This window comes from Dechloromonas sp. H13 (genome assembly GCF_009469615.1).
Lineage (GTDB): Bacteria > Pseudomonadota > Gammaproteobacteria > Burkholderiales > Rhodocyclaceae > Azonexus.
This window is the reverse complement of record NZ_SSXX01000001.1, coordinates 691,002-715,794: the sequence shown is the minus strand read 5'-3', so window position 1 is coordinate 715,794 and position 24,793 is coordinate 691,002. Positions and strand designations below refer to the sequence as shown.

General features: G+C 67.2%; 27 protein-coding genes. 17 read left to right on the top strand and 10 right to left on the bottom strand.

The window, feature by feature from the left end; all coding sequences use genetic code 11:
• Nucleotides 1-114 precede the first annotated feature (114 nt).
• Nucleotides 115-387, top strand: a complete 273-nt coding sequence (locus GH660_RS03560) for an oxidative damage protection protein (RefSeq protein ID WP_153145183.1) — start codon at nucleotides 115-117, stop codon at nucleotides 385-387.
• 53 nt (nucleotides 388-440) lie between these two features.
• Here the strand turns inward: GH660_RS03560 and GH660_RS03555 are convergent, their stop codons facing one another.
• From GH660_RS03555 to rpiA, 6 genes are all read right to left on the bottom strand, one after another.
• Nucleotides 441-2,387, bottom strand: coding sequence for a PhoX family phosphatase (locus GH660_RS03555; protein WP_153145182.1), 1,947 nt, complete (start codon nucleotides 2,385-2,387; stop codon nucleotides 441-443).
• Between the two features lie 81 nt (nucleotides 2,388-2,468).
• Nucleotides 2,469-2,918, bottom strand: coding sequence for a GNAT family N-acetyltransferase (locus GH660_RS03550; RefSeq protein ID WP_153145181.1), 450 nt, complete (start codon nucleotides 2,916-2,918; stop codon nucleotides 2,469-2,471).
• Nucleotides 2,915-3,151 (bottom strand): hypothetical protein, encoded by a 237-nt coding sequence (locus tag GH660_RS03545; RefSeq protein ID WP_153145180.1) that lies wholly within the window; start codon nucleotides 3,149-3,151, stop codon nucleotides 2,915-2,917. Before GH660_RS03545 ends, GH660_RS03550 begins: the two co-directional genes overlap by 4 nt.
• Nucleotides 3,152-3,273: 122 nt before the next feature.
• Entirely contained in the window at nucleotides 3,274-4,326 is a 1,053-nt protein-coding gene (locus tag GH660_RS03540; protein ID WP_153145179.1) for a patatin-like phospholipase family protein, read from the bottom strand.
• Nucleotides 4,327-4,450: 124 nt separating this feature from the next.
• On the bottom strand, nucleotides 4,451-5,014 hold the full coding sequence (locus GH660_RS03535; RefSeq protein ID WP_153145178.1) for a hypothetical protein: 564 nt from the start codon (nucleotides 5,012-5,014) through the stop codon (nucleotides 4,451-4,453).
• A gap of 60 nt (nucleotides 5,015-5,074) precedes the next feature.
• Nucleotides 5,075-5,743: a ribose-5-phosphate isomerase RpiA gene (rpiA, locus tag GH660_RS03530; protein WP_153145177.1), complete on the bottom strand. Its 669-nt coding sequence runs from the start codon at nucleotides 5,741-5,743 to the stop codon at nucleotides 5,075-5,077.
• Between the two features lie 108 nt (nucleotides 5,744-5,851).
• Between rpiA and GH660_RS03525 the strand changes: the two genes are divergently transcribed.
• The 10 genes from GH660_RS03525 to GH660_RS03480 all read left to right on the top strand — a co-directional run bounded on the left by GH660_RS03525 (nucleotide 5,852) and on the right by GH660_RS03480 (nucleotide 14,015).
• Nucleotides 5,852-6,406, top strand: coding sequence for a hypothetical protein (locus tag GH660_RS03525; RefSeq protein ID WP_153145176.1), 555 nt, complete (start codon nucleotides 5,852-5,854; stop codon nucleotides 6,404-6,406).
• A 107-nt stretch (nucleotides 6,407-6,513) separates the two neighbouring features.
• Nucleotides 6,514-7,515 (top strand): PstS family phosphate ABC transporter substrate-binding protein, encoded by a 1,002-nt coding sequence (locus GH660_RS03520; protein WP_153145175.1) that lies wholly within the window; start codon nucleotides 6,514-6,516, stop codon nucleotides 7,513-7,515.
• Between the two features lie 94 nt (nucleotides 7,516-7,609).
• Nucleotides 7,610-8,542 carry a phosphate ABC transporter permease subunit PstC gene (gene pstC, locus GH660_RS03515; protein ID WP_153145174.1) on the top strand — a complete coding sequence of 311 codons (933 nt, stop codon included), beginning with the start codon at nucleotides 7,610-7,612 and terminating at the stop codon, nucleotides 8,540-8,542.
• The gene (gene pstA, locus GH660_RS03510) at nucleotides 8,542-9,465 is read left to right on the top strand and encodes a phosphate ABC transporter permease PstA (RefSeq protein WP_153145173.1); all 924 of its coding nucleotides are present in this window, start codon (nucleotides 8,542-8,544) and stop codon (nucleotides 9,463-9,465) included. Before pstC ends, pstA begins: the two co-directional genes overlap by 1 nt.
• Complete coding sequence (locus tag GH660_RS03505; RefSeq protein ID WP_153145172.1) at nucleotides 9,459-9,611, top strand: hypothetical protein; 153 nt, start codon at nucleotides 9,459-9,461, stop codon at nucleotides 9,609-9,611. Before pstA ends, GH660_RS03505 begins: the two co-directional genes overlap by 7 nt.
• 13 nt (nucleotides 9,612-9,624) lie before the next feature.
• A complete protein-coding gene (pstB, locus tag GH660_RS03500) occupies nucleotides 9,625-10,404 on the top strand; it encodes a phosphate ABC transporter ATP-binding protein PstB (RefSeq protein ID WP_153145171.1) in 780 nt (259 codons plus the stop codon).
• A 111-nt stretch (nucleotides 10,405-10,515) separates the two neighbouring features.
• Nucleotides 10,516-11,208 carry a phosphate signaling complex protein PhoU gene (phoU, locus tag GH660_RS03495; RefSeq protein WP_153145170.1) on the top strand — a complete coding sequence of 231 codons (693 nt, stop codon included), beginning with the start codon at nucleotides 10,516-10,518 and terminating at the stop codon, nucleotides 11,206-11,208.
• Nucleotides 11,205-11,891 (top strand): phosphate regulon transcriptional regulator PhoB, encoded by a 687-nt coding sequence (gene phoB, locus GH660_RS03490; protein ID WP_153145169.1) that lies wholly within the window; start codon nucleotides 11,205-11,207, stop codon nucleotides 11,889-11,891. The genes phoU and phoB overlap by 4 nt, the downstream gene beginning before the upstream one ends.
• Before the next feature lie 5 nt (nucleotides 11,892-11,896).
• Nucleotides 11,897-13,189, top strand: a complete 1,293-nt coding sequence (gene phoR, locus GH660_RS03485) for a phosphate regulon sensor histidine kinase PhoR (protein ID WP_194266216.1) — start codon at nucleotides 11,897-11,899, stop codon at nucleotides 13,187-13,189.
• A 136-nt stretch (nucleotides 13,190-13,325) separates the two neighbouring features.
• Entirely contained in the window at nucleotides 13,326-14,015 is a 690-nt protein-coding gene (locus tag GH660_RS03480) for a tetratricopeptide repeat protein (protein ID WP_153145167.1), read from the top strand.
• Nucleotides 14,016-14,078: 63 nt separating this feature from the next.
• On the opposite strand, the gene GH660_RS03475 is transcribed toward GH660_RS03480, so the two are convergent.
• A complete protein-coding gene (locus tag GH660_RS03475; RefSeq protein WP_194266215.1) occupies nucleotides 14,079-14,633 on the bottom strand; it encodes a glycosyltransferase in 555 nt (184 codons plus the stop codon).
• A gap of 184 nt (nucleotides 14,634-14,817) precedes the next feature.
• Between GH660_RS03475 and GH660_RS03470 the strand changes: the two genes are divergently transcribed.
• Nucleotides 14,818-15,432, top strand: a complete 615-nt coding sequence (locus GH660_RS03470) for an Mpo1-like protein (protein ID WP_153145165.1) — start codon at nucleotides 14,818-14,820, stop codon at nucleotides 15,430-15,432.
• A 68-nt stretch (nucleotides 15,433-15,500) separates the two neighbouring features.
• Here the strand turns inward: GH660_RS03470 and GH660_RS03465 are convergent, their stop codons facing one another.
• Nucleotides 15,501-17,165, bottom strand: coding sequence for an aminotransferase class III-fold pyridoxal phosphate-dependent enzyme (locus GH660_RS03465; protein ID WP_153145164.1), 1,665 nt, complete (start codon nucleotides 17,163-17,165; stop codon nucleotides 15,501-15,503).
• A gap of 52 nt (nucleotides 17,166-17,217) precedes the next feature.
• Here GH660_RS03465 and asd point away from each other — a divergent pair, with 52 nt between their 5' ends.
• Nucleotides 17,218-18,144 carry an archaetidylserine decarboxylase gene (gene asd, locus GH660_RS03460; RefSeq protein ID WP_228276344.1) on the top strand — a complete coding sequence of 309 codons (927 nt, stop codon included), beginning with the start codon at nucleotides 17,218-17,220 and terminating at the stop codon, nucleotides 18,142-18,144.
• Entirely contained in the window at nucleotides 18,141-18,323 is a 183-nt protein-coding gene (locus tag GH660_RS03455; protein WP_153145162.1) for a hypothetical protein, read from the top strand. The genes asd and GH660_RS03455 overlap by 4 nt, the downstream gene beginning before the upstream one ends.
• Here GH660_RS03455 and purT read toward each other — a convergent pair.
• Both purT and GH660_RS03445 read right to left on the bottom strand, forming a co-directional pair.
• Nucleotides 18,320-19,534, bottom strand: a complete 1,215-nt coding sequence (purT, locus tag GH660_RS03450; RefSeq protein ID WP_153145161.1) for a formate-dependent phosphoribosylglycinamide formyltransferase — start codon at nucleotides 19,532-19,534, stop codon at nucleotides 18,320-18,322. The genes GH660_RS03455 and purT overlap by 4 nt on opposite strands.
• A 209-nt stretch (nucleotides 19,535-19,743) precedes the next feature.
• Nucleotides 19,744-20,799, bottom strand: a complete 1,056-nt coding sequence (locus tag GH660_RS03445; RefSeq protein ID WP_194266214.1) for an AraC family transcriptional regulator — start codon at nucleotides 20,797-20,799, stop codon at nucleotides 19,744-19,746.
• Between the two features lie 229 nt (nucleotides 20,800-21,028).
• On the opposite strand from GH660_RS03445, the gene GH660_RS03440 reads away from it, so the two are divergent.
• The 3 genes from GH660_RS03440 (at nucleotide 21,029) to GH660_RS03430 (ending at nucleotide 24,788) form a co-directional block, all read left to right on the top strand.
• The gene (locus GH660_RS03440) at nucleotides 21,029-22,525 is read left to right on the top strand and encodes a DUF1254 domain-containing protein (protein ID WP_228276343.1); all 1,497 of its coding nucleotides are present in this window, start codon (nucleotides 21,029-21,031) and stop codon (nucleotides 22,523-22,525) included.
• 295 nt (nucleotides 22,526-22,820) lie between these two features.
• The gene (locus GH660_RS03435) at nucleotides 22,821-23,606 is read left to right on the top strand and encodes a UDP-2,3-diacylglucosamine diphosphatase (protein ID WP_153145159.1); all 786 of its coding nucleotides are present in this window, start codon (nucleotides 22,821-22,823) and stop codon (nucleotides 23,604-23,606) included.
• A complete protein-coding gene (locus GH660_RS03430) occupies nucleotides 23,607-24,788 on the top strand; it encodes a glycosyltransferase (protein ID WP_153145158.1) in 1,182 nt (393 codons plus the stop codon).
• Nucleotides 24,789-24,793: the final 5 nt, after the last annotated feature.

Genomic DNA, 24,793 nt, shown 5'->3' with positions numbered 1-24,793 from the left:
TAGCTAGAGGAAATCGGAAAACATCAAACCATTATGTTTACTGGCTTTGCGGCCGATTCAAAGAGTCTGTTCAAGACTTTATAATCCACCGCACTGTCACCTACGGAGTTTCACATGGCACGTACCGTCAATTGCATCAAGCTCGGCCGCGAAGCCGAAGGTCTCGATTTCCCGCCCTATCCCGGCGCGCTCGGCCAGCGCATCTTCGAGAACGTCTCGAAGGAAGCCTGGCAGCAGTGGATCAAGATGCAGACCATGATCATCAACGAGAACCGCCTCAACCTGGTCGATGCCCGCCACCGCAAGTACCTGACCGAGCAGGTCGAGAAGCATTTCTTCGGCGAAGGCGCCGACCAGATCCAGGGCTACGTTCCGCCCAAGGCCTGAGCGCCGGACCGGCCCCGAGGAAACCCCGCTGCGGCGGGGTTTCCGCTTTTTGGTCAGGCCGCGACCGGCTTGCCGTCGGGCCGGGTGATGGCGATCGTTGCCGAGCGCGGGCGGCCGCCGACCGCCTGCGGGAACTGGTTGGCCGGCCAGGCGGAAACAGCCGTCGGGTTGGCCGGATCGGAGCGCTCGCTGGCCGTTTCGCCGGGGTGCTGGATATTGACGAACAGCGTCCGGCCGTCCGGCGTCGCGGTGATGCCGGTCAACTCGCAGCCCCGTGGCCCGGTCAGAAAGCGGCGGGTTTCGCCGCTTTTGACGTCGGCGACCAGCATCTGGTTGTTGCCGAGGTTGGCGAAGTCACCCTGGTTCAGTACGCTGGTCGATATGTCGGTCTGGATCCACAGCCGGCCGTCTGGATCGAACCACAGGCCGTCCGGGCTGCCGTAGGCGTCGCCACGGATGTTGCCCTGCTTGTTCGCGTTGGGGTTCTGCGGATCGCCGGCCAACGCGAAAATGTCCCATTCGAAGGCGGTCGCCGCCGCGTCATGGCCGTTTTCGCGCCAGCGGACGATGTGCCCGAAATGGTTTTCCGGGCGCGGGTTGGCGGCGTTGAGGCCGGGCACCTCGGGCGTGCCACGCTTGCCGTTGTTGGTCAGGGTGACATAGACCTCGCCGCTCTCTGGATGCACGGCGATCCACTCGGGGCGGTCCATCTTCGTCGCGCCGGCGAGGTCGGCGGCCTGGCGGCAGCGGATCGCCACGTCGCCCTGGCCGGCGAAGCCGTTGGCTGCGATCAACGCGCCGTTCGGGTAGTTTTCGCCGTGGCGCAGGGGCAGCCAGCGGCCCTGGCCGTCGTTGTCGAAGCGCGCGACATAGAGCGTGCCGGTGTCGAGCAGATTGGCGTTGTCCGGGTGGCCAGGCCGGTAGCGGTCGCGCGAGACGAATTTATAGACGTACTCGAAACGCTCGTCGTCGCCCATGTAGACGACCACGCGGCCGTCGCCGGCGAGGGTGCAGGTGGCGCCCTCGTGCTTGAAGCGGCCGAGCGCGGTGCGCTTGACCGGCGGCTTTTGCGGATCCCACGGGTCGATCTCGACGACCCAGCCGAAGCGGTTCACCTCGTTGGGGTGGCGCGTCGCGTCGAAACGCTCGTCGTGCTCGTGCCAGCGAAAACCGAAGCCCTTCTCGGTCAGGCCGTAGCGTTTCTGGTCGGCGCTCGGCGTCGGCGGGCCCCTGAAATAGCCGTTGAAATTCTCCTCGCAGGTCAGGTAGGTGCCCCACGGCGTGACGCCCATCGCGCAGTTGTTGACGGTGCCGAGGACGACTTCGCCGCGCCGGTCGCCGGCCGTGACCAGGGCCGGGTGGTTGCGCGCCGGGCCGGCGACGCGGCACGGGGTGTCGGCGCTGATGCGGCGTGCCAGGCGGGACGGACGGACGACCTGCCAGCCCTCCTTGTCGCGGCGCACCTCGATCACCGAAACGCCGTGCGCGGCCTTCGATTTCGCCACCTTGTCGGCGCTCCAGTCGTGCATGCCGTCGCGGTGCAGCAGGCCGTCGTCGGTGTATTCGTGGTTGATGCAGAGCAGGCCGTGCGTCGACGACGGCCTGCCGTGTTCGATGAACGGGAAGAAATGCATGCCGTCGTGGTGCATGCCGGCCTGCTGCAACTGGGCGGTGGCGTCGTCGCCGGCGTCGGCACGGGCGCGCGGGCCGTCGGAGATCGGATCGCCCCAGGCGTAAAGCAGGCTGGCCGCGTAGCCGTCGGGCAGCAGCACCGCGTCGGCGGTCGATGGCGGAATGCCGGTGAAGGCGTGGAGCGCGCCGGCCGCCCGGCCGGCGCTGGCGGCCAGGCTGGGCAGCGGGATCCCGACGCCGGCCAGGGCACCGCCGGCGGCGGTCAGTGCGGCGGCCGACAGCAGGCGGCGGCGGAACGGATCGGCCAGCGCGGCGAATGCGCCGGGGTGGGCGTCCGCGTCGGCGGGGTCAAAGCACGAGTTGGCCATCAAGATTTCTCGCGGGGTCGATGCGCGCCAGTATCGCCGCCGGATGTTGCAGAAAGGTGACCGTGCCGGCGCGGCGGCCGCTCAGAAGCGGTAGAGCATCAGGTGGCGTCCGTCGATCTCGCTGGCGCGGACCTCGGTGAAGCCGAGTTCGCGGAAGCGCCGCGTGCGTGCCGTGGAAACCAGTATCCGGCCCGATTCGAAGCGCTTCACCAGCCATTCGACGCGCGCCGCGAGGAGCGCCCGGGCGATGCCCTGCCCGCGCCGTTCGGGGGCGACCGCGGAGAGGTACAGCAGGTGCGTCCTGGCCGCCCAGTCGGCGGCCTTGGCGCCGCCGACACCGACGACCTTGCCGACCTTGATGGCGACGAAGAACTGGCGGTAGAACACCGGATCGTCGGCCAGCATCTCGCGCGCGATGCGCTCGCGGCCGTAGCGTTCGGGATCGGCGAAGGCGTGTTCGACGACGTCGATCGCCGCGTCGAGCTGAATCATGTCATGCACGTCGAGCGGCCGGATCAGCAGCTTGCTCACGGCGCCTCGTGCCGCAGGCGCAACAGCGCCACCCGCTCGGCCACGTGGACCGCCGCCTGCCGGTTCTGCTCGGATTGCCGGCGCCCGAAGGCGTCGCGCTCGCCGGGGTGGCTGCGCGCTGCCGCGATGCTGCGCAGGCAGCGCCAGCGCTCGCCGCTGCGGGTGGTGAAGCGGCGCATCTGCTCGCGCGGGTGGTGTTTCCGGCAGCAGTAGCAAAACAGCATGTCCGACATTGCGCTCTCCGGCCTGTGGTGTATGGGCACGGGGGAGCATGCGGGCGGCGGATTACAGGAAGATGAAGGCGGGGGTTGGCTGCGGTCGACGCCCGAAAAAAGCCGAAAACCGGGGCGCCGGGTCAGTAATAGACCTTGGCGAGGTCGAGCGTCGAGCGGCGGCCGACCGCGGTGCGGTTGGCGGCCAGCCAGGCGCGCGCGTGCTCGCGCCCGTCGTCGCGCAGGCGCTGGAAGAACGGCAGGCTGGCGGCGAGCTTGGTCTCGGCCGGCAGTTCGCCCAGCACGGCGTCGGCGCTGACGGCATGGAAGCGCACTTGGCGCACCCGTTGCTCGAGCTGGCCGATCGGTATCCAGGCCTGCAGCCAGGCGGGCAGGCGCGATTCGCCGACCCGCTCGCGCAGGTGGGCGAACATCCGCATCTCGCGCAGGAAGGTGGCGCTGAACCCCAGTTCTCGCAGCCGGGCGCGGATGTCGGTGGCCGAATCCGGCGTTTCGCCGAAGTGCAGCGGGGCGAGCAGGACGAGCAGGATGTCGGCCGCCGCGCAGTCGTAGAACAGCGGAAAGACCGCCGGGTTGGCGCTGTAGCCGCCGTCCCAGTAGGGTTCGCCGGCGATCGTCACGGTGCGGTGGATGTTGGGCAGGCAGGCCGAGGCGAGCAGCGCCTCGACCGACAGCTCGCGGTTCTGGAACAGCCGCAGCTTGCCCGAGTTGGCGTGGGTCGCGGCGATGAACAGCTTGACCGGGCAGTGCACGCGCAGGCGCTCGAAGTCGATCTGCGCCGCCACGATGTCGCGCAGGGGATTGAGGTCGAACGGGTTCATCTGCTCGGGCGAGAGGTAATCCGTCCATTGCAGCATCAGCTTGAGCGCCGCCGGGATGGTCGGCGGCTCGCCCTCGCCGCCGGGCGTGCCATCGGCGAACGGCGAGCTTTCGCCGACCGCGGTCCAGAAGCGCGCCAGCGCCTCGCGCGCGCCGTCGCGGCCGCCGGTCATCAGGCCCTGCGCCAGGCAGACGGCGTTCATCGCGCCGGCGCTGGTGCCGCTGACACCCTCGAAGCCGAGGCTGCCGTCTTCGAGCAGCGCATCGAGGACGCCCCAGGTGAACGCACCGTGTGCGCCGCCGCCCTGCAGGGCGAGGCTGACCGTGGTGCGGCGGGGTGGTGTCAGGGTGGGCATGGAATTCGGGCGTGGCGGGTGGTCGACCGCGACAGGCTACCAGCATTCGCCCGGACGGGCGAAAAAAAGCCCGGCTCGGCGCCGGGCCAAAGGAGAGAGACTCGCGTTCCCTCGCGCGGGATGTTTATCTGGTTGTCGTGCGGCCCCGCCTGGTTGGCCTTGTTGTCTCGCCGTTCTCCGTCAGGCTTGCGGAAATCTGATGTACTTCGTCCTCGGCCAGCTGCACAGTCTCGATGGCCGCCGCGCTCACGCCGTGCAGCGTCTGCTCCGCCGAGGCGAGCGTCGTGCGCAGCGCCGCCAGGGCGACCTCGCCTTCCCACGGGCTGCTCCGGGCGGCGCGGTCGATGCTGGCGAAGACGATGGCGTCGAAGACGCGCACCTGCGCTTCCGCCGACTGGATCAGCGACTTGTGCGCCTCGCCGAGGATCTCGCAGGCGGCGTCGAGCAGCTTGCTGTGGCGAGCGCTGCCTTCCAGCCACAGGGCGGCGGGAAAGCTGGTCAGCGATTCGAGCTGGCCGTGGCCGAACTGTGCGAACTGTCTGCTGCCGAGGTGCAGTGCGTCACGGCCGGCGGCGGAAAAGAGGTCGGCGAGGCGCTGGCTGGCGGCGAGGCAGGTCGCCGACAGGCCGGCCAGGTTGTTCAGTGCCTGTTCCCGTGTCTGGGCGATCTGTTGCTGCGACAAGTACATGGGGCGCTCCCGGTGCTTCGATGCCGCCAGACTAGCGCCCGCATGTGACAGGAAAATGAATCAGGCGATGGTCCTGACGCCCTCGGCGGTGCCGAGCAGCAGCACGTCGGCCGGGCGCACCGCGAACAGGCCGTTGGTGACGACGCCGGTGATCTGGTTGATGCGCGCTTCGAGCCCCTTCGGGTCGATGATCGAGAGGCCGCGGACGTCGAGGATCAGGTTGCCGTTGTCAGTGACGAAACCTTCGCGCAGTAACGGCGTGCCGCCCAGTTTCGCCAGCTCGCGGGCGACGTGGGCGCGTGCCATCGGGATCACCTCGACCGGCAGCGGGAAGGTGCCCATCACGTCGACCAGCTTCGAGGCGTCGCAGATGCAGACGAAGGTCCTGGCGACGGCGGCGACGATCTTCTCGCGCGTCAGCGCGCCGCCGCCGCCCTTGATCATGTTGAGGCCGGCGTCGATCTCGTCGGCGCCATCGACATAGACCGGAATCTCGGCGACGTCGTTGAGATCGAAGACCGGGATGCCGTGCCCTTCGAGGCGCTTGCGCGTCGCTTCCGAACTGGCGACGGCGCCCTTGTAGCGCGCCTTGAGCGGCGCCAGGGCATCGATGAAGAAATTGGCCGTCGAGCCGGTGCCGACCCCGATGATGCTGCCTTCCGGCGCGTTGGCGGCCACGTAATCGGCCGCCGCCTGGGCCACCGCCTGCTTGAGTTCGTCCTGGGTCATGATGCGCCTCGCTGTTGGGATGGCGGGCATTTTACCTGTCAAAAAAAGTTTAACTTCGCGGCGCTGGAAAGTCGCTAAACTCGGCATACCGTTTTCATGGAGAGAGTCATGCCGGAACAAAAGGACACGCCGTCGACCGTCGCCCCGTCCGAGGCGGCAGCGCCGGCGCCCAAGGCACCGAAGAAACTGCAGCCGCGCGTGGCGGCGAAGCCGGCGGCTGAGACGCCTGCAGAAGCGCCCGCCGCGGGCGAAAGCGCTGCGAAGAAGCCGGCAACGAAGAAGCCGGCCGCCAGGAAGCCGAGCAAGCTGGACGAAACCAAGGCGCGCAACAAGAAGGCGCTGGCCGACGCGCTGGCCAAGGCGCAGGCGGTCAAGCTGCCGCCGCCGCCCGCCCAGCCGGTGGCGCCCGAAGCCCTGAAGGCCGCGAAACCGGCCAAGGCGAAGAAGGTCAAGCTGGTGCGCCACAGCTTCTCGATGCCGGAAACCGAATACGCGCAGATCGCGCTGCTCAAGAAGCGCATCGCCGACTTCGGCGGCAAGGTCCGGCGCAGTGAACTGCTGCGCGCCGGCATCGCCCTGCTGTCCGCCCTCGACAACGTCGAGCTGACGGCGGCGATGGCCCGCGTCGAGCGCATCAAGGCGGGGCGGCCGGCGAAGAAATAGCCGCTTCGTCTCCGCTGTCGCCATTGTTACAGTCTGTCATCTGACTGTAACGAAGCGCGCGTAACCTGCACATCGTTGTCAATTCCAACCATGTGCAGGAGTTCCCCATGTTCAAGCAGTCCAAGCTCGTTTCCGCCCTGGCCGTCGCCGGCGTCGCCTTCTTCGGCGCCCAGGCGGCCCACGCCCAGGTCGTCAAGATCGATGGCTCCTCGACCGTCTACCCGATCACCGAGGCGGTCGCCGAGGAATTCCAGAAGGCCAAGAAGAACGCCGTCAAGGTGACGGTCGGCATCTCCGGCACCGGCGGCGGCTTCAAGAAGTTCTGCCGCGGCGAGACCGACATCGCCAACGCCTCGCGCCCGATCCTCAAGAAGGAAATGGAAGCCTGCAAGGAAGCGGGCATCGAGTACATCGAACTGCCGGTCGCCTTCGACGCGCTGACCGTCGTCATGAACCCGAAGAACAGCTTCCTCAAGGAAATCACCGTCGAGCAGCTGAAGGCGATGTGGGAGCCGGCGGCGCAGGGCAAGATCACCAAGTGGAACCAGGTCAACCCGGCCTGGCCCGATGCACCGATCAAGCTGTTCGGTGCCGGCGCCGATTCCGGGACCTTCGACTACTTCACCGAAGCCATCGTCGGCAAGGCCAAGTCCTCGCGTGGCGACTACACCGCTTCCGAAGACGACAACGTGCTGGTCCAGGGCGTCTCGCGCGACGTCAATGCCATCGGCTACTTCGGCTACGCCTACTACGCCGAAAACAAGGCCAAGCTGAAGGCCGTGCCCATTGTCGAGAAGACCGGCAAGCCGGCCGTCCTGCCGTCCGAGGAAAGCGTGCTCAAGGGCTCCTACCAGCCGCTGTCGCGCCCGATCTTCATCTACATCAACCCGAAGTCGCTCGACAAGCCGGAAGTCAAGGAGTTCGTCGAGTTCTACATGAAGAACGCCTCCAAGCTGACCCAGGAAGTGAAGTACGTGCCGCTGCCGGCCAAGGCCTACACGGTCAACATGGAGCACGTCGACAAGCGCAAGAAGGGCACCGTCTTCGGCGGTACGGCCGAAGTCGGCATCACCATCGAAGAACTGCAGAAGCGCGAAGCCAAGATCTGATTTTCCGGTTCCGGAAGCCTGTCGTACAAAAAGCCTGACCCCGGTTGGGGTCGGGCTTTTATCATAGGGAATTCTCCAAGTGAATTCACACGCCATGTCTGCAAACAATTCCGATGCGCACACGGTCAGCGACCGCCTGGCCAAGAACGCCATGCGCAACGTCAGCGAGCGCATGATCGAGGCCCTGCTCCTCGCCGCCGCCGCCGTGTCCGTGCTGACCACCGTCGGCATCGTCTATGTGCTGGTCAGCGAATCCATCCACTTCTTCCAGCAGGTCAGCATCGTCGATTTCCTGACCGACACGCAATGGACGCCGCTCTTCGACGACGCCCATTTCGGCATCATGGTGCTGGTCTCGGGCACCGTGGTTTCGTCGTTCGTCGCGCTGGCCGTCGCCATCCCGATGGGCACCATCATCGCCATCTACCTGTCCGAATTCGCCAATTCGAAGGTGCGTGAAATCGCCAAGCCCATCCTCGAACTGCTGGGCGGCATCCCGACCATCGTCTTCGGCTACTTCGCCCTGCTCGTCGTGACACCGGTCCTGCAGCTGATCCTGCCCGAACTGCCCGGCTTCTCGCTACTCTCCGCCGGCCTGGTGATGGGCATCATGATCGTTCCCTACATCGCCTCGCTCTCCGAGGACGCCATGCGCGCGGTGCCGATGAGCCTGCGCGAGGGCGCCTACGCGATGGGCTCGACCCGCCTGTACACGGCGCTGCACGTCGTCGTCCCGGCTGCCTTCTCGGGCCTCGCCGCTTCCTACATCCTGGCCATCTCGCGCGCCGTCGGCGAAACGATGATCCTCGCCGTCGCCGCCGGCATGCAGCCCAACCTGACCTGGAATCCGACGGAACCGGCCGCCACGATCACCTCCTACATCGTCCAGGTGGCGCTCGGCGACCTGCCGCACGGCTCGATCGGCTACCTGACCATCTTCGCCGCCGGCCTCACGCTGCTGCTCATCACCCTGGTCTTCAACATCCTCGGCCAGTGGCTGCGCGCCAAATTCCGGGAGAACTACTGATGCAACCGCTGACCAACGAACAGATCCGTGCCGTCATCGCGCGCGGCAAGCTCAAGGATACGATCTTCAAGGGTGTCGGCCTGTTCTGCCTGGCGATTGCCCTGCTGGTCATCGTGGCGCTGATCGCCGACATGTTCATGAAAGGTTCCGAGCGTTTCACCCTCGATTTCTTCATCAACTTCGCCTCGCGCCGCGCCACGCAGGCCGGCATCCTCTCGGCCTGGGTCGGCTCGCTGCTGGTCATGCTGGTGACGGCGCTCGCCGCCGTGCCGCTCGGCGTCGCCGCCGGCCTCTATCTTGAGGAATACGCCAAGCGCAACTGGCTGACCCACGTCATCGAGGTCAACATCAGCAACCTGGCGGCGGTGCCGTCCATCGTCTATGGCCTGCTGGCGCTCGGCATCTTCGTGTACCAGTTCGGCTTCGGCCAGAGCATCCTCTCGGCCGGCCTGACGCTGGCGCTGCTGATCCTGCCGATCATCATCGTCGCCACCCGCGAGGCGATCCGTGCCATCCCGGCGATGATCCGCGAAGGCTCGATGGCGGTCGGCGCGACGCGCTGGCAGACCTGCCGCTACCACATCATCCCCTACGCCATGCCCGGCATCCTGACCGGCGTCATCATCGGCCTCGCCCGCGCCATCGGCGAAACGGCGCCGATCATCACCATCGGCGCGCTGACCTTCATCGCCTTCCTGCCGCCCGTGCCCTTCACCGGCGAACCGCCGGCCGGGCTCTTCGACTGGGTGATGTCGCCCTTCACCGTGATGCCGATCCAGATCTTCAACTGGACCTCGCGTCCCGACCCTGCCTTCGAGGTCAACGCCGCCGCCGCCGGCTTCGTGCTGATGGTCATGGTGCTGTCGATGAACGCTGTCGCCATCTACCTGCGCTACAAGATGCGCAAGAACATCAAATGGTGATCGTCATGCCGCAGCGCACCGCCACCTTTGTCGACATCGCCTTGCCGTGCTATTCGCACTGTCTTCGGCTCGTCTTCGCGTTGGCGGCACCCTGCGGCACGACTGTCACGGTCGACCCCGAAAAACAGGCAAAAATCGAATATTGAAATGGAGTCTCAGATGCAGATTCATGACAACCCGGCGCTCAAGGCCGAAGCCCGCAACCTCAACTTCTATTACGGCGAGGCCAAGGCGCTCAAGAACATCAACATGCCGATCTACGACAAGAAGGTCACCGCGCTGATCGGCCCCTCCGGCTGCGGCAAGTCGACCTACCTGCGCAGCTTCAACCGCATGCACGACCTCTACCCGGGCAACCGCTACGAGGGCGAGATCCGCTTCTTTCCGGACAACACCAACCTGCTGTCGCCGGAAGTCGATCCGATCGAGGTCCGCATGCGCGTCGGCATGGTCTTCCAGAAGCCCAACCCCTTCCCCAAGTCGATCTACGAGAACGTCGCCTACGGCCTGCGCGTGCGCGGCGAGAACAACAAGCGCGTCCTCGACGACAAGGTCGAGCACGCCCTCAAGGGCGGCGCCATCTGGGACGAGGTCAAGGACCGCCTGCAGGACCTCGCCTCCAATCTTTCCGGCGGCCAGCAGCAGCGCCTGTGCATCGCCCGCGCGCTCGCCACCGACCCCGAATTGCTGCTCTTCGACGAGCCGACCTCGGCGCTCGACCCGATCGCCACCGCCGCCATCGAGGAGCTGGTGCACGAGCTGAAGAAGCGCGTCACCATCCTGATCGTGACGCACAACATGCAGCAGGCGGCGCGCGTCTCCGACTACACTGCGTACATGTTCCTCGGCGAGATGATCGAGTTCGGCAAGACCGACGAGATCTTCATCAAGCCGCAAGACAAGCGCACAGAAGATTACATCACCGGCCGCATGGGCTGATTTCATCCCGCCCCGTGCCGACACGTCGGCGCTGCGCCTTGCCGTGCCTCTGAACTGTCGGCGACGCAGCTTCGCGTTTAGGCACGGGGCGAAACGAAATGAGGAAATGACATGAACGAATCCCAGCATCTCTCCAGCCAGTTCGACGAGGATCTCAGCGGCCTGCGCACCCACGTGCTGCAGATGGGCGGCATGGTCGAAACCCAGATTTCCGCCGCCATCGAGGCCTACAGCAGCGGCGAGGTGAGCAGCGTCAAGCACATCGTCGAAACCGACCGCAAGGTCAACGATCTCGAAAAGGCCATCGACGACGACTGCGCCCACCTGATCGCCCGCCGCCAGCCGGCCGCTTCCGACCTGCGCCTGGTCTTCGGCATCACCAAGATCGTCACCGATCTCGAACGCGCCGGCGACGAGGCCAAGAAGATCGCCAAGGGCGTGCGCCGCATCTACGAGGCCGGCCAGATGCCCTCGCAGTACGGCATCGGCGTCCGCCACATCGCCGAGGCGGCGCTCGGCATGCTGCGCCATGCGCTCGATTCCTTCGCCCGCCTCGACCCCCAGCTGGCCGAAGAGGTGATCCGCGCCGACGCCGATGTCGATACCGAGTTCAAGTCGATCATGCGCCAGCTGATCACGCACATGATGGAGGACCCGCGTACCATCACGACGTCCATCGACATCATCTGGATCGCCCGCGCCGTCGAGCGCATCGGCGACCATGCCAAGAACATTGCCGAGCACGTGGTGTTCATCGTCGAAGGGCGCGACATCCGCCATCAGGACAAGGAGAGCAAGGCGTGACACCCACGATCCTGGTCGTCGAGGACGAACCAGCCATCCAGGAACTCGTCGTCATCAACCTCAAGCACGCCGGTTTCCTGGTCGTTCGCGCCGGCAGCGCCGAGGAGGCCGAATCGGCCATCCGTGCCGCGCTGCCCGACCTGCTGATCCTCGACTGGATGCTGCCCGGCCAGTCCGGCGTCGCGCTGGCCAAGAAGATCCGCGCCGACGAGCGCACCCGCGAGCTGCCGATCATCATGCTGACCGCCCGCGTGCACGAGGAGGACAAGGTGCAGGGGCTGGAGGCCGGCGCCGACGACTACGTCACCAAGCCCTTCTCGCCCAAGGAGCTGGTCGCCCGCGTGCGCGCCGTGTTGCGCCGCCGCGCCCCGCACCTGGCCGGCGAGGCGGTCGAGATCGGCAACCTGGCGCTCAACCCGGCCACCCACAGGGTGCTCGCCGGCAGCCAGCCGATCGAGCTCGGCCCCACCGAGTTCCGCCTGCTGTTCTTCTTCATGACCCACGCCGAGCGCGTCTATTCGCGCGCCCAGTTGCTCGACGAGGTGTGGGGCGACCACGTCTTCATCGAGGAGCGCACGGTCGATGTCCATATCCGTCGCCTGCGCGCGGCGCTCGAGCCATCCGGCCATCACGAGCGGGTCGAGACCGTGCGTGGCACCGGCTACCGCTTCCGGGGAACCTGAACCTGGTGTCTCCCCAGCTGATCAGGGCTTTCCTGTTGACCGCGCTGGCGGCCGCGGTGGCCGTGCCGTTCGGCCATTTCGTCAAGCCGTGGGTGGGCTGGGCCATTTTCTGCTCCGGCTTCGGGCTGCAGATGGCCTTCCACTTCCGGCATTTCGCCCGTCTCGACCGCTGGTCGCGGGCGCCGGTGGTCGACCCCAGCCTCGAAGGCGAGGGCGCCTGGGATGGCGTCTTCGCCCGCATCTACCGTCACGAGAAGGACCTGCAGGGCAAGATCGCCCAGCGCGACGCGCAGATCGCCAAGCTGATCGCCGCCGGCCAGGCGCTTACCGACGGCGTCGTGCTGCTCAACGAGCACGGGGCGATCGAGTACTGCAACACCACCGCCGAAATGCAGCTCGGCCTGGTGATCGCCACCGACCGCGGCCAGCCCATCGTCAACCTGGTGCGCCAGCCGGAGTTCGTGAACTACCTCAAGGCCGGCGACTTCGCGCGCCCGCTGACGCTGCGCTCCGACCGCGGCGAGGACCGCGTCCTGTCGATCTTCGTCGTGCCCTATGCGCGCAACCAGCGCCTGCTGCAGATCAAGGACGTCACCCAGGCCGACCGCCTCGACCGCATGCGCCGCGATTTCGTCGCCAACGTCTCGCACGAGCTGCGCACGCCGCTCACCGTCCTTGCCGGCTTCCTCGAAACCCTGCAGGAAATCGACGTCGACCGCAGCGAACAGCAGCGCTACCTGGCCCTGATGGGCGAGCAGTCGCGGCGCATGGAATCCATCGTCCAGGACCTGCTGACGCTGTCCTCGATCGAATCGGCGCCACCGCCGGAAAACGAGCTGGTCGACATGGCCTCCATGCTCGACAAGCTGCGGCGCGACGCCGAGGCGCTCTCGGGCGGCAAGCACAACATCGTCGTCGACAGCGACGGGCGCGGCGACCTGCGCGGCTCGCAGGCCGAGCTGACCAGCGCCTTCGCCAACCTGGTCGCCAATGCCGTGCGCTACACGCCGGCCGGCGGCAGCATCCGCCTGTCGTGGCAGGCGACGCCGGCCGGCGCCGAGTTCGCGGTCGAGGATACCGGCATCGGCATCGACGCCAAGCACATCCCCCGCCTGACCGAGCGCTTCTACCGCGTCGACCGCGGCCGCTCGCGCGACGCCGGCGGCACCGGCCTCGGGCTGGCCATCGTCAAGCATTCGCTGAACCGCCACCAGGCGCAGCTCGACATCCGGAGCACGCCGGGCCACGGCAGCCGCTTCGCCGCCCGCTTCCCGGCCAGCCGCGTGGTCGACGCCTGAACGGTGCTCCGGCGCCCGCCGCCGGACCGGTAAGCTGCCGGCGGATCAGGGCATGGCCGCCGTAGCCGGTGCCACCCGTCGCTGACGGTGAACACGCCCTATACTGCGGGTTCCCGTCACCAACCATCGGTCTGTCATGCGCCGCCTGTCTCCCTGTCTGCTCGCCCTCGCGCTGAGCTGCCTTTCCCCCGCAGTTGCCGCCGAGAGCCTCAGGATCCTGCAGCAGGCCGCTGCCAGGGGCGACGCCGGCGCGCAGTTCCGGCTCGGCGACCGCTACGATCTCGGCGAGGGCGTCCCGCAGAACTACGGCGAAGCCGTGAAGTGGTACCGCAAGGCGGCCGAACAGGGCCACGCGTCGGCGCAGTTTGCGTTGGCCGAGATGTACAAGAACGGCGATGGCGTCGCCCGGGATCTCCAGGAGGCTCTCCGGTGGTACCGCAAGGCGGCCGAGCAGGGGCAGCCCGGGGCGCAGCTGCTGCTCGGCGTGATGTACGAGGGCGGTACCGGGGTGCCGGTGGACATGGCGGAGGCGGCGCGCTGGTATCGCCTCTCGGCAGGCAACGGCGATGCCCGCGCCCAGCTGCTGCTCGGCAATCTCTACAACGCCGGGCAGGGCGTGCCGCGCGATGCCGTCGCCGCCTATGCGCTGTACACGGTCTCCGTCGAGCGCGTGGCGCAGGGCAATCCGGCCGCCGGCCACCGCGCCCAGCTGGCGCGCGGCATGACGTCGGCCGACATCGAGCGGGCGGCGGCGCTGGCGCGCGAGATGGGCCGCCCCGGCGAGCTGCTCGACGCCCTCGACCGCCACCTGAAGAAGCCGGGCTGACCCCCGGCGCCGGTTTTTGCCCGTTTTTGGGCGTCGACCGCAACCGATGGTGCGGCGGGCGGTTCAGCGCACGGCGCCGCGCAGCACGTGTTCGATGGCGGCCAGGTCGCTGCCCGGGGCGACCGGGTGGAGGTTGCGCAGGCCGGCCTTGCGCAGGGCGTCGGCCGGCGCCGCGCCGGCCACCAGCACCGCATTCACGCGGGCGAAGAACTTGCGCAATTCGGCAGCCAGGGGCCGGCGCAGCAGGGGCAGCGGGACGGCCGCGAATTCGCCGGGAAAGCTGGCGCTGACCGGGATGCGCAGCTTGCCGGCGGCCTGGAGAGCGGCCCAGCCCAGCGGGCCGAGGCTGTCGATGTGCACCAGGTCGGGCCGCTGGCGGCTCCAGTGGGCGACGAGCAGGCGGCGGAAGTGCAGCACGCGCTTGAAGCGGGCGTAGCGTCCCGGCGCCCCGGCCTCGCCCTGGACGGCGGGCCGCGAACGAATGACTTCCAGCCGGTGCCCGCGGTCGCGCAGGCCCTCGGCCAGCGGCAGCAGCAGCGGCGTGTCGGGGTGGGCCGCGCCGCCGTCGCCGACGATATGGATGCGCAACGGCGGCCGCTCGGGTTCGAGGCGTTGCATGACCAGGATGTCCATCGCACGGGATGATGGCCGGCCGTCATGACGCGCGTGCGACGCTTTTCTTGCGCCGGGATGAATCGTCATCCCCGTCACATGAATGTTGCCTTTCCTTAACACTTTCGTAGCATCGGCCGCATAAGGTGGGCGTCACGCCGCCGTGCGGTACTTTTCCAGAGACATCATCATGCGCAAGGGCTTCTTTGCAGAACTCCGGGAACAGCGTTGGGACGACCACCGCTATTACCACCAGAGCCGTATCAACCAGACGCTGCATTTCATCAGCGCGCTCAGTTTCCTGTTCGCCTACGTGATGCTGTTCATCAACCCCGTGGTGTCGGCGCTGGTCGGCTGGCTGGTGTCGATGGGCACGCGCCAGTCCGGGCATTTCTTCTTCGAGCCGCAGGGCTACGACCACGTCAATCAGGCGACCAACGAGTACAAGGAAGAAATCAAGGTCGGCTACAACCTCAATCGCAAGATCGTCCTGATCGCCCTCTGGGCGCTGTGCCCGGTGGCGATTTACTTCGTGCCGGACCTGTTCGGGATTTTCGAGCCGGCGGCCGACCGCCAGGGCTTCATCAACAACGTCGGCACGATGTGGCTGGCACTCGGCATCGGCGGGCTGCTGTTCCGCACCGTGCATCTGTTCTTCCTGCGCGGTGCGCAGAGCGGCCTGGTGTGGATGACCAAGATCCTCACCGACCCCTTCCACGACCTCAAGCTCTACTGGCGTTCCCCGTTCTATCTGCTGCGCGGCCAGTTGATCGACCCCATGCATCACGCCCGCCACGGCGCCTGAGTCGGTCGTATTTCCCGCCGGGTGCGGGAGGTTTTGCGGGGCGCTGCGGCGCCCCGCTCCTTTGCTCGTTACATTTTTCCGGAAGCGAATCGGTGAGCCAGCATTTCGCGCAGGATGCCGCGGCGAATGGCCTTGTCGGTCAGGCCCGGCGCCTGCCACCACCAGCCGTCGTCGGCCATGACCTGCGCGGCGGCGACGATGCGGTCGGCCACGGCCGCGAACTCCGTCTCGCCGTAGTCGAGGCTGAAGATCAGCCGGCCGCTGCCGACCCAGGACAACGCCAGGCCTTCGGCGCGCAGGTAGTACTGCAGCAGCCAGTTGTAGCGGGACGGCTGCGTGAAGGTCATGGTCCAGATGGTCGACAGGTTGGCCACGCGCAGCGGCAGGCCGGCCGCCGCCAGCCGTTCGTTGAGCGCCGCGGCGCGGGCGTTCCAGCGTTCGTCGAGGCCGTCGTACAGGACGCGGACCGCGGGCGTTTCGAGGCGGTCGAGGAAGGCGGCCATGGCGCCCATCACGTAGGGGTGCGAATTGAAGGTGCCGCGGGCGAAGCAGATGTCGGCCGGGCGCGCGTCGCGGAAACGCTTCATCAGGTCGCGCCGGCCGCAGACGACGCCGACCGGCAGGCCGCCGCCCAGCGTCTTGCCGTAGGTGACCATGTCCGCCCGCACGCCGAAATATTCCTGCGCGCCGCCGGGGGCGAGGCGGAAGCCGACGAACACCTCGTCGAAGATGAGCACGATGCCGCGTTCGCTGCACACCTGGCGCAGCCTGCGCAGCCAGTCGGTGTAGGCGGCGCGGTCGAAACCGGCGCGGCGGGTGCTGTCGACCAGCGCCGAATCGCCCGGCGCCGCGGCGTTCGGGTGCAGCGCCTGCAGCGGGTTGACCAGCACGCAGGCGATGTCCCTGCGCGTCCCCAGCACGCGCAGGGTGGCGTCGTCCATCTCCTTGAGCGTGTAGGTTTCGCGCGGCGGCAGCGGGTTGCCGATGCCCGGCTGCACATCTTCCCACCAGCCGTGGTAGGCGCCGCAGAAGCGCACCAGGTGGCGCCTGCCGGTGTGGTAGCGGGCGAGGCGCACGGCCTGCATGACAGCCTCGGTGCCAGACATGTGGAAGCTGACCTCGTCGAGCCCGGAAATGGCCGCCAGCCGCCGGGCGTTGTCCGCTACCAGCGGGTGGTAGGCGCCCAGTACCGGGCCCAGCGCTTCGACGCGGCGGGTCCCCTCGGCGATGCACTCCTTGTAGAAGTCGTAGCCGAAGACATTGACGCCGTAGGAGCCGGTCAGGTCGTAGAAGTCGTTGCCGTCGAGGTCGGTGACCATGATGCCGTGCGCCGCCTGCACGATGCTACCGCCCTTGAGGTGTTGCCGCACATGGCGGCTGAACTGGTAAGGCACGCGGTAGCTGCCGGTGAACTGCAGGTCGGAGATGGTTTCCGCGGCAGTTGCGGTCAACGCCGCCGAACGGGCGAATTTCTCCGCGTACAGCGCACTCAGCGCCGCGAAGCCGGCGCGGCGCCGGGCGACGATGTCGTCCGGCGCACCGTCGACGGCGAAGAAGGTCGCGTCGTCGTATTCGTAGAACGGGATCAGGCGCGCCACCCGCTTCGCCATCCGGGAGTGGCCGGTCAGCGAGCGGTGCTTGGCGCGCGAGAGTTCGAGGCGCCGCTTCAGGCGCGGCAGGGCTGCCGCCAGCAGGCCGAGGCCGCCGGCATAGATCGCAAGTGTTTCGTTCATTGATTTCTCCTTGTCCGACCTTCTACCCAAGCCTCTTTACAAAGACATGACCATGCGCCGACTGATCGCCCGCTTAGCCCTCCAGGAAGACCTGAATTTCCTGCTCACCAACCGGATTCCGCGCCAGACCCTGACGCATTTCATGGGCTGGTTCAGCAAGATCGAGCAGCCGCTGGTCTGCCGGGCGTCGATCGCCGTCTGGAAGCTCTTCGCCGACCTCGACCTTGGCGAGGCGCGGCAGACGCGCTTCCGCAGCCTGCACGACTGCTTCACCCGGCAACTGAAGGACGGCGCGCGGCCGGTCGATGCGACGCCGGGCCTGCTGGTCAGTCCCTGCGACGGTATCGTCGGCGCCTGCGGGCGCATCGCCGGCACGCAGCTGATCCAGGCCAAGGGCTTCCCGTACACGCTGCCCGAACTGCTCGGCGACCCGGCGCTGGTCGAGCGCTACCGCGACGGCAGCTACGTCACACTAAGGCTGACGTCGAGCATGTACCACCGCTTCCACGCTCCCGACGACTGCCACGTGGACCGGGTGACCTACATTTCCGGCGATACCTGGAACGTCAATCCGATTGCCCTGCGGCGCGTCGAGAAACTGTTCTGCCGGAACGAGCGGGCGGTCGTCGAGGCGACCCTGGCTGGCGGCCAGCGCATCCTCCTCGTGCCGGTCGCCGCCGTCCTCGTCGCCAGCATCCGCCTGCACTGCCTCGGCGACCTGCTGAGCCTGCGCTATCGCGGCCCCAACCGCATCGCCTGCGCCGCCGACTACCGCCGCGGCGACGAGATGGGCTGGTTCGAACACGGCTCGACGATCATCGTCTTCACCCCGCCGGGCTTCGCCCTCTGCGGAGGCATCGCCGAAGGCAGCCGGGTGCGCATGGGGCAGCCACTGCTGCAGGCGCCGGCGCTTAATACCGCTGCAACATGCCCGGACGACAATCCTCCGGAAAACAGATGCGCTTTGGAGGCGACATGAAAAACCGGATCGAACAATTGCGTGACAAGGCAAGGCGACTGTGCGCCGAGCGCGGCATCACCGTTCGCCCCTACGGCCACGTGTGGTGGCTGATCGGCGACGGCATCAACCGCGTGGTCGGCGAACTGGCCGGCCTGTGCGCATCGGACCTGAGCGCCCTGCCGGTCCGCGCGCGTTAGCGCGGCAGCGGCCGAACCTTGCCGGCGGCCAGCTTCGCCCGTGCGCGGGCCTGTTCGACATCGTCGCCGTTGGCGACGGCGACGCCCATGCGGCGTTTGGTGAACGCCTCCGGCTTGCCGAACAGGCGCAGGTCGCTGCGCGGTACGGCGAGCGCCTCTTCCAGTCCGGCGAAGGCAATCCCCTTGGCTTCCATCCCGCCGTAGATGACCGCCGAGGCGCCGGGTTCGCGCAGGGCGGTGTCGACCGGCAGGCCGAGGATGGCGCGGGCGTGCAGTTCGAATTCCGAGAAACGCTGCGAACAGAGCGTGACCAGGCCGGTGTCGTGCGGGCGCGGACTGACTTCGGAGAACCACACCATGTCGCCCTTGACGAACAGTTCGACGCCGAAGAGGCCGCGGCCGCCGAGGTTGCCGGTGACGGCGGCGGCGATTTCGCGCGCCCGGTGCAGCGCGGCAGGGCTCATCGGCTGCGGCTGCCACGATTCGACATAGTCGCCGGACACCTGCACGTGGCCGATCGGCTCGCAGAAATGCGTCGTCACGGCGCCGGCGGCATCGCGGGCGCGCACCGTGAGCAGGGTGATCTCGTAGTCGAAGTCGATGAAGCCCTCGACGATGACGCGGCCGGCGTCGACCCGGCCGCCGCTCGCCGCGTAGTCCCAGGCCTTGCGCACGTCGTCCGCGCCGCGCAGCAGCGACTGCCCCTTGCCGGACGACGACATCACCGGCTTGACGATGCACGGGTAGCCGATGCCCTTTTCGCCATGTGCGCCGTCGATGGCGGCCTGCAGCTCGTCCAGCGAATCGGCGAATTTGTACGGCGAGGTCGGCAGGCCGAGCTCCTCGGCGGCCAGGCGGCGGATGCCTTCACGGTTCATCGTCAGTTTCGCGGCGCGCGCGGTCGGGATGACTTCGGCCAGCCCGGCCGCCTCGATGGCGACCAGCGTGTCGGTGGCGATGGCCTCGATCTCCGGCACGATCAGGTGCGGCTTTTCCAGCTCGACCAGGCGGCGCAGGGCGGCGCCGTCGGTCATCGCGATGACATGTGCGCGATGGGCGACCTGGTGGCCGGGGGCGTCGGCGTAGCGGTCGACGGCGATCACTTCGACGCCGAGGCGCTGCAGCGCGATGATGACCTCCTTGCCGAGTTCGCCGGCGCCGAGCAGCATGACGCGCAGGGCGGACGGGGAGAGCGGGGTGCCGATCTGCATGAAATTCCTCGATCCTTTGCGTTTGAAAATCGTGCCAATTTAGGTGTCGACCGCAGGCGAGTCAATGGCGACCCGCGACCCGCTGCCGGCTTGGCGCCCGTGTCTCCCGAAGGACGGGTTGCAAGGTGCAACTGCCGTTCATGGTGGTTTTTCACGCAGGAAAAGGGAGAAGAGAGGCGACAGGCGCGGCATGGCCATCAGCCTGGCGATCAAACAACCGCCACATGCCTGCGCCGCCAAACGGCGGGAGATTCCCCGGACCAGCGCCGGAAGGCTCGTGCAAAGGCGGTAACGTCAGCGTAGCCCAGGCGGTTGGCGACATCTTCCAGCGACACGGCGGAACTGCTCAGAACCCCACGCGCCGCATCGAAGCGAACCGCATCGAGAAGCGCCCTGAAGGTTGTTCCCCGCTCCTGCAAACGCCGGGCGAAGGTTCTTCTGTTCATCCCGAAGGCGCGCGCCACCTCGTCCTGGCTGATGCACCCCGTCGCCAGCAGGGTTCGCATCACCCGCTGGATTCGATCCCTGGCAACCTCCCCTTCCCCGATGCCCTCTTTCTCCCGCAGTTGCGACGTGAGGAAATCATGGAGAAGGGGTTTCGCGCCGGCAATTGGACGCTCGAGGAAGGCAGCATCGAATATCACGGCATTGCGGTCGGTGTCGAAGCGAACCGGGGCAGCGAAATGCGCGGAAAATGCCGACGTGTCCGACGGTGCCCGGTACGCGAAATTCACTTCGCGCAGTGCGAAATCAGCGCCGCAGATTTCACGCAGGAGATTGGCCGCAATGGCGATTGCGCCAAAAACGATTTGCTCGGCGCCCACCTGGTCGGGTTCCAGTACTTCGTAACCCAACACGCCGAGACTGCCCTCGCGATGGAAGTAGGGTGCCGCCCCCCCCCCGTCGTGCAGGTGCAGATAGGACTGGAGGCAGGCCAACCCCGCCCCGACCGTTGCGGCGTTGGCCGCCAGGTAGCCGACCGTGCCGAGCATCACGAGTCCGGTCTGCATGCAGGCGCGCAAACCGAGGTCGGGCAGCCCGGTGCGCGCAGCGGCGATATGCGTCAACTCCCCCAGCTTGGCGAACGGAATCACGTTGTCGGGATGGTCAAAGGCCGCTGCCTGCAGGCCGACCTCGGCGATCAGCGCGTCGGCGTCGATCCCGCGCTCGCGAAGCAGGGCGGGCAGCGCGATGGCGCCGCCCACCCGGATGACCTGGTTGCTGATCGGCGGACGGCCGCGTTTGCTTGCAGTCGAATTTTCCACGGCGCATCCTGAAAAATGTCCCTGGAATTTTGGCATGAAATGTCAGGAAATTGAAAAAACTGTCACGCAATTGCGTATCGTTATTATCTATACTGACTACGCTCCGAGCTCAGGCCCTGTGGTTTCCCCAGACAAGTAACCGAGGCTCGGCACATGAACGCATTTCCGCCAGCTCCATGCCTTCCGGGAGCGAATTCACGCAGTGCCCCAGCAATCGATAGGAGAAAAAATGCAAAGAAAACATCTGTCCTGGGCGGCGACGGCCGCCCTGTGCGCGCTGACCCTGGCTGCCTGCAGCAAGCAGCCGGAAACACAGGTCGACCGGGTCGCCATGGAGGCCAAGGCGAAGGCCGAAGCCGAAGCCAAGGCGCTCGAAGCGGCATCGAAGGAAGCCGAAGTGCGGGCGATCGCCATCGAAAGCTACGTCTACGCCTACCCCCTCGTCACCATGGAGATGACGCGCCGCGTCATGACCAATGTCGCCGCACCGGAAGGTTCGCGCGCACCGATGGGGCAATTCGTCCGCATGCGCAGCTACCCAGACGCCTCGTACCGCGATGTCACGGCGCCGAACGCCGACACGCTCTACACGACGACCTGGATCGACGTCTCCAAGGAGCCCTGGATCCTCAGCATCCCCGATATGAAGGATCGCTACGCCCTGTTCCCGATGCTCGACGGCTTCACCAGCGTGTTCCAGGTTCCCGGCAAGCGGACGACGGGCACCAAGGCGCAAACCTACGCCATCACCGGCCCCGGCTGGTCCGGCGAGTTGCCGGCCGGCGTGACCGAGTACAAGTCGCCGACCGCGCTGGTCTGGATTCTCGGACGCATCTACTGCACCGGCACCCCCGAGGACTACAAGGCGGTTCATGCCTTGCAGGACAAGATGTCGGTCGTGCCGCTGTCGGCCTACGGGAAGCCCTATACCCCGGCGCCCGGAACGGTCGATCCGGGCATCGACATGAAGACCGCCGTGCGTGAGCAGGTCAACGCGCTCGATGCCACGGCGTACTTCAAGCTCTTCGCCGAATTGCTCAAGACCAATCCGGCGGCTGCCGACGATGCCCCGATGGTCGCCAAGCTGGCGAAGATCGGTGTCGTTCCCGGCCAGGACTTCGACGCGGCCAAGCTCGATCCTGCCGTCGCCAAGGGCCTTGCCGGCGCACCCAAGCCGGCTCAGGAACTGATCATGGACTGGATGAAGGCCGGCATCGTCGCGGGTGACATGAAGCTGGAAAACGGCTGGTTGTTCACGACGAAGACGGGCCTCTACGGCACGAATTACATTCAGCGCGCATTGGTCACCGCCATCGGCCTCGGCGCCAACCGGCCGCAGGACGCCGTGTATCCGACCTCCCAGGGGCCGGACATCGCCGCCAAGTACAGCGGCGAGAAGAAGTACGTCATGCGCTTCGAAAAGGGGCATCTGCCGCCGGTCAACGGCTTCTGGTCGCTGACGATGTACGACGCGGACTACTTCTTCGTCGACAACAAGCTGAACCGGTACAACCTGAGCCAGCGCAACAAGTTCAAGACGAACCCGGACGGGTCGGTCGACCTCTACATCCAGAACGAATCGCCGGGCAAGGACAAGGAGTCGAACTGGCTGCCGGCGCCCAAGGGTGACTTTGTGCTGATGATGCGCCTGTACTGGCCGAAGGAAGAGGCGCCGTCGATTCTGGATGGCAGCTGGAAGGTTCCCGGAGTCAAGGAGGCTTCCTGATCGGAAGCCCGGAGAGGCCGGATGCTGCGCCGGCAACCGTAGCACCGTCTGAAAAGCCCGCCGCACGGCGGGCTTTTTTTCGCCGCGTAGGCACATGCCTGGTCGGTGCTTGCCTGATCCAGCTTGAGTTTCGGCTGGCCTGGTTTTGGCCATTGGATCAAGCTTCCACCATGCTCGGGCTCTCCGGAATTTGCCCGAATTCCGGCGTCGACCGCAGCCGCGTCAATGGTGGCCTGTCATCCCGCTGTCACGCGGGCGTCACCGGCGCTTAACCGGCGCCCGCTATCGTGGCGCCATGCCACGGGTCAGATCAGTATTTCTCTCGGATATCCACCTCGGCACGCGGGCGTGCCAGGCCGAGTGCCTGCTCGATTTTCTGCGCGAATATTCGGCCGAGCAGACCTTTCTGATCGGCGACATCATCGACTTCTGGGCGATGAGCCGCAGCATCCACTGGACGCCCGCGCAGAACACCGTGGTCCAGAAGCTGCTGCGCCGGGCGCGCCACGGCGAGCGCGTCGTGTTCATTCCCGGCAACCACGACGAGGCGCTGCGTGAGTATTGCGGCGTCGTCTTCGGCGACATCGAGGTGGCCGCCGAACTGGTCCACGAGACGGCCGACGGACGCCGTTTCCTGCTCATCCACGGCGATCTCTTCGACCAGGTGACGCGCCACCACCGCTGGGTCGCGGTGCTCGGCGACCACGCCTACAACCTGCTGGTCCGCCTCAACAACTGGCTGTCCTGGGGGCGGCGCAAGCTCGGCCTCGCCGGCTACTGGTCGCTGGCCGGCTACGCCAAGCGCAAGGTCAAGACGGCGCTCAACTTCATTTTCGATTTCGAGGAATCGGCCGTCCATCATGCCCGCGAGCGCGGCCTGGACGGCGTCATCTGCGGCCACATCCACTGGGCCGCGATCCGCGAGGTCGACGGCCTCAGCTACGTCAATTGCGGCGACTGGGTCGATTCATGCACGGCGATCGTCGAGCACTTCGACGGCCGCCTCGAACTGGTGGCGTGGGGCGTGCGGCAGCGGGTGCCGGCGCTCGCCGCACCGGCGATTGAACCGGCGGAGGCCTGAATGCGTGTCCTGATGGTGTCGGATGTCTATTTCCCGCGCGTCAATGGCGTGTCGACCTCGATCGAGACCTTCCGCGGCACGCTGGCCGCGCACGGCATCGAGGTGCGCCTGGTCGTCCCGCGCTACGGCGACGAGGCCGCCGAGGCGGGCGTCGTGCGCGTGCCCGGCCGCCCGGTGCCGGGCGACCGCGAGGACCGCCTGGTCGGCTGGCGGGCGATGCGGCGCGCGGTCCTGGCGGCGGCCCGCGACTGCGACCTGATCCACATCCAGACCCCCTTTGTCGCCCACTACGCCGGCCTGCGCGCGGCGCGCAGGCTGGGCCTGCCGGTGCTGGCAACCTACCACACGCTGTTCGAGGAATACCTGCAGCACTATGCCTCCTTCCTGCCCGCCGGCTGGCTCCGGGGCCAGGCACGCGCCTTCTCGCGCCGCCAGTGCAATGCGCTCGATGCCGTGGTCGTGCCGTCGACGGCGATGCACCAGCGTCTTGCATCCTACGGCGTGACGACGCCCCTGCACGTGCTGCCGACCGGCATCCCGACCGCCCGTTTCGCGCGCGGCGACGGCCCGGCCTTCCGCGCCCGCCACGGCATTCCGCTCGGGCAGCCGGTGGCGCTGTTCGTCGGCCGCGTGGCGCACGAGAAGAACATCGGCTTCCTGCTCGAAGCCCTGGTCCGGGCGCGCCAGCTGCGCCCCGACGTGCTGCTGGTGGTCGCCGGCGAGGGGCCGGCGATGGCCGACCTGCAGACGCAGGTGCGGGCGCTCGGCCTGCCCGGCGCGGTGCGCTTCATCGGCTATCTCGAACGCGACCGGGATCTGCCGGACTGCTACGCGGCGGCCGACGTCTTCGTCTTCGCCTCGCGCACCGAAACCCAGGGCCTCGTCCTGCTCGAAGCGATGGCCGCCGGTCTGCCGGTGATCGCCCTCGCCGAAATGGGGACGACCGACATCCTGGCGCCCGGTCGTGGTGCGTTCTGCCCGCCGGCCGACCCGCACGCCTTCGGCGAAATGCTCGGGCATTTCCTCAACTGTCCGGAGGCCTGGCGCCACCTGGCCCAGGAAGCGCCGGCCTACGCCGAGGAATGGTCGGACACCGCGCTGGCCGGCCGCCTCGCCCAACTCTACCGCCAGCTGGCGGGCTTGAAAATTGCCTCGGAAAGGCCGTTGACCGCAACCGCCTGAGCCGA

Bases quoted from the DNA above. Each gene is read 5' to 3' on its own strand.
- GH660_RS03560 (WP_153145183.1), top strand. From the start codon at position 115: ATGGCACGTACCGTCAATTGCATCAAGCTCGGCCGCGAAGCCGAAGGT.
- GH660_RS03555 (WP_153145182.1), bottom strand. From the start codon at position 2,387: ATGGCCAACTCGTGCTTTGACCCCGCCGACGCGGACGCCCACCCCGGC.
- GH660_RS03545 (WP_153145180.1), bottom strand. From the start codon at position 3,151: ATGTCGGACATGCTGTTTTGCTACTGCTGCCGGAAACACCACCCGCGC.
- GH660_RS03540 (WP_153145179.1), bottom strand. From the start codon at position 4,326: ATGCCCACCCTGACACCACCCCGCCGCACCACGGTCAGCCTCGCCCTG.
- GH660_RS03535 (WP_153145178.1), bottom strand. From the start codon at position 5,014: ATGTACTTGTCGCAGCAACAGATCGCCCAGACACGGGAACAGGCACTG.
- rpiA (WP_153145177.1), bottom strand. From the start codon at position 5,743: ATGACCCAGGACGAACTCAAGCAGGCGGTGGCCCAGGCGGCGGCCGAT.
- GH660_RS03525 (WP_153145176.1), top strand. From the start codon at position 5,852: ATGCCGGAACAAAAGGACACGCCGTCGACCGTCGCCCCGTCCGAGGCG.
- GH660_RS03520 (WP_153145175.1), top strand. From the start codon at position 6,514: ATGTTCAAGCAGTCCAAGCTCGTTTCCGCCCTGGCCGTCGCCGGCGTC.
- pstC (WP_153145174.1), top strand. From the start codon at position 7,610: ATGTCTGCAAACAATTCCGATGCGCACACGGTCAGCGACCGCCTGGCC.
- pstA (WP_153145173.1), top strand. From the start codon at position 8,542: ATGCAACCGCTGACCAACGAACAGATCCGTGCCGTCATCGCGCGCGGC.
- GH660_RS03505 (WP_153145172.1), top strand. From the start codon at position 9,459: ATGGTGATCGTCATGCCGCAGCGCACCGCCACCTTTGTCGACATCGCC.
- pstB (WP_153145171.1), top strand. From the start codon at position 9,625: ATGCAGATTCATGACAACCCGGCGCTCAAGGCCGAAGCCCGCAACCTC.
- phoU (WP_153145170.1), top strand. From the start codon at position 10,516: ATGAACGAATCCCAGCATCTCTCCAGCCAGTTCGACGAGGATCTCAGC.
- GH660_RS03480 (WP_153145167.1), top strand. From the start codon at position 13,326: ATGCGCCGCCTGTCTCCCTGTCTGCTCGCCCTCGCGCTGAGCTGCCTT.
- GH660_RS03475 (WP_194266215.1), bottom strand. From the start codon at position 14,633: ATGCAACGCCTCGAACCCGAGCGGCCGCCGTTGCGCATCCATATCGTC.
- GH660_RS03470 (WP_153145165.1), top strand. From the start codon at position 14,818: ATGCGCAAGGGCTTCTTTGCAGAACTCCGGGAACAGCGTTGGGACGAC.
- GH660_RS03465 (WP_153145164.1), bottom strand. From the start codon at position 17,165: ATGAACGAAACACTTGCGATCTATGCCGGCGGCCTCGGCCTGCTGGCG.
- asd (WP_228276344.1), top strand. From the start codon at position 17,218: ATGCGCCGACTGATCGCCCGCTTAGCCCTCCAGGAAGACCTGAATTTC.
- GH660_RS03455 (WP_153145162.1), top strand. From the start codon at position 18,141: ATGAAAAACCGGATCGAACAATTGCGTGACAAGGCAAGGCGACTGTGC.
- purT (WP_153145161.1), bottom strand. From the start codon at position 19,534: ATGCAGATCGGCACCCCGCTCTCCCCGTCCGCCCTGCGCGTCATGCTG.
- GH660_RS03440 (WP_228276343.1), top strand. From the start codon at position 21,029: ATGCAAAGAAAACATCTGTCCTGGGCGGCGACGGCCGCCCTGTGCGCG.
- GH660_RS03435 (WP_153145159.1), top strand. From the start codon at position 22,821: ATGCCACGGGTCAGATCAGTATTTCTCTCGGATATCCACCTCGGCACG.
- GH660_RS03430 (WP_153145158.1), top strand. From the start codon at position 23,607: ATGCGTGTCCTGATGGTGTCGGATGTCTATTTCCCGCGCGTCAATGGC.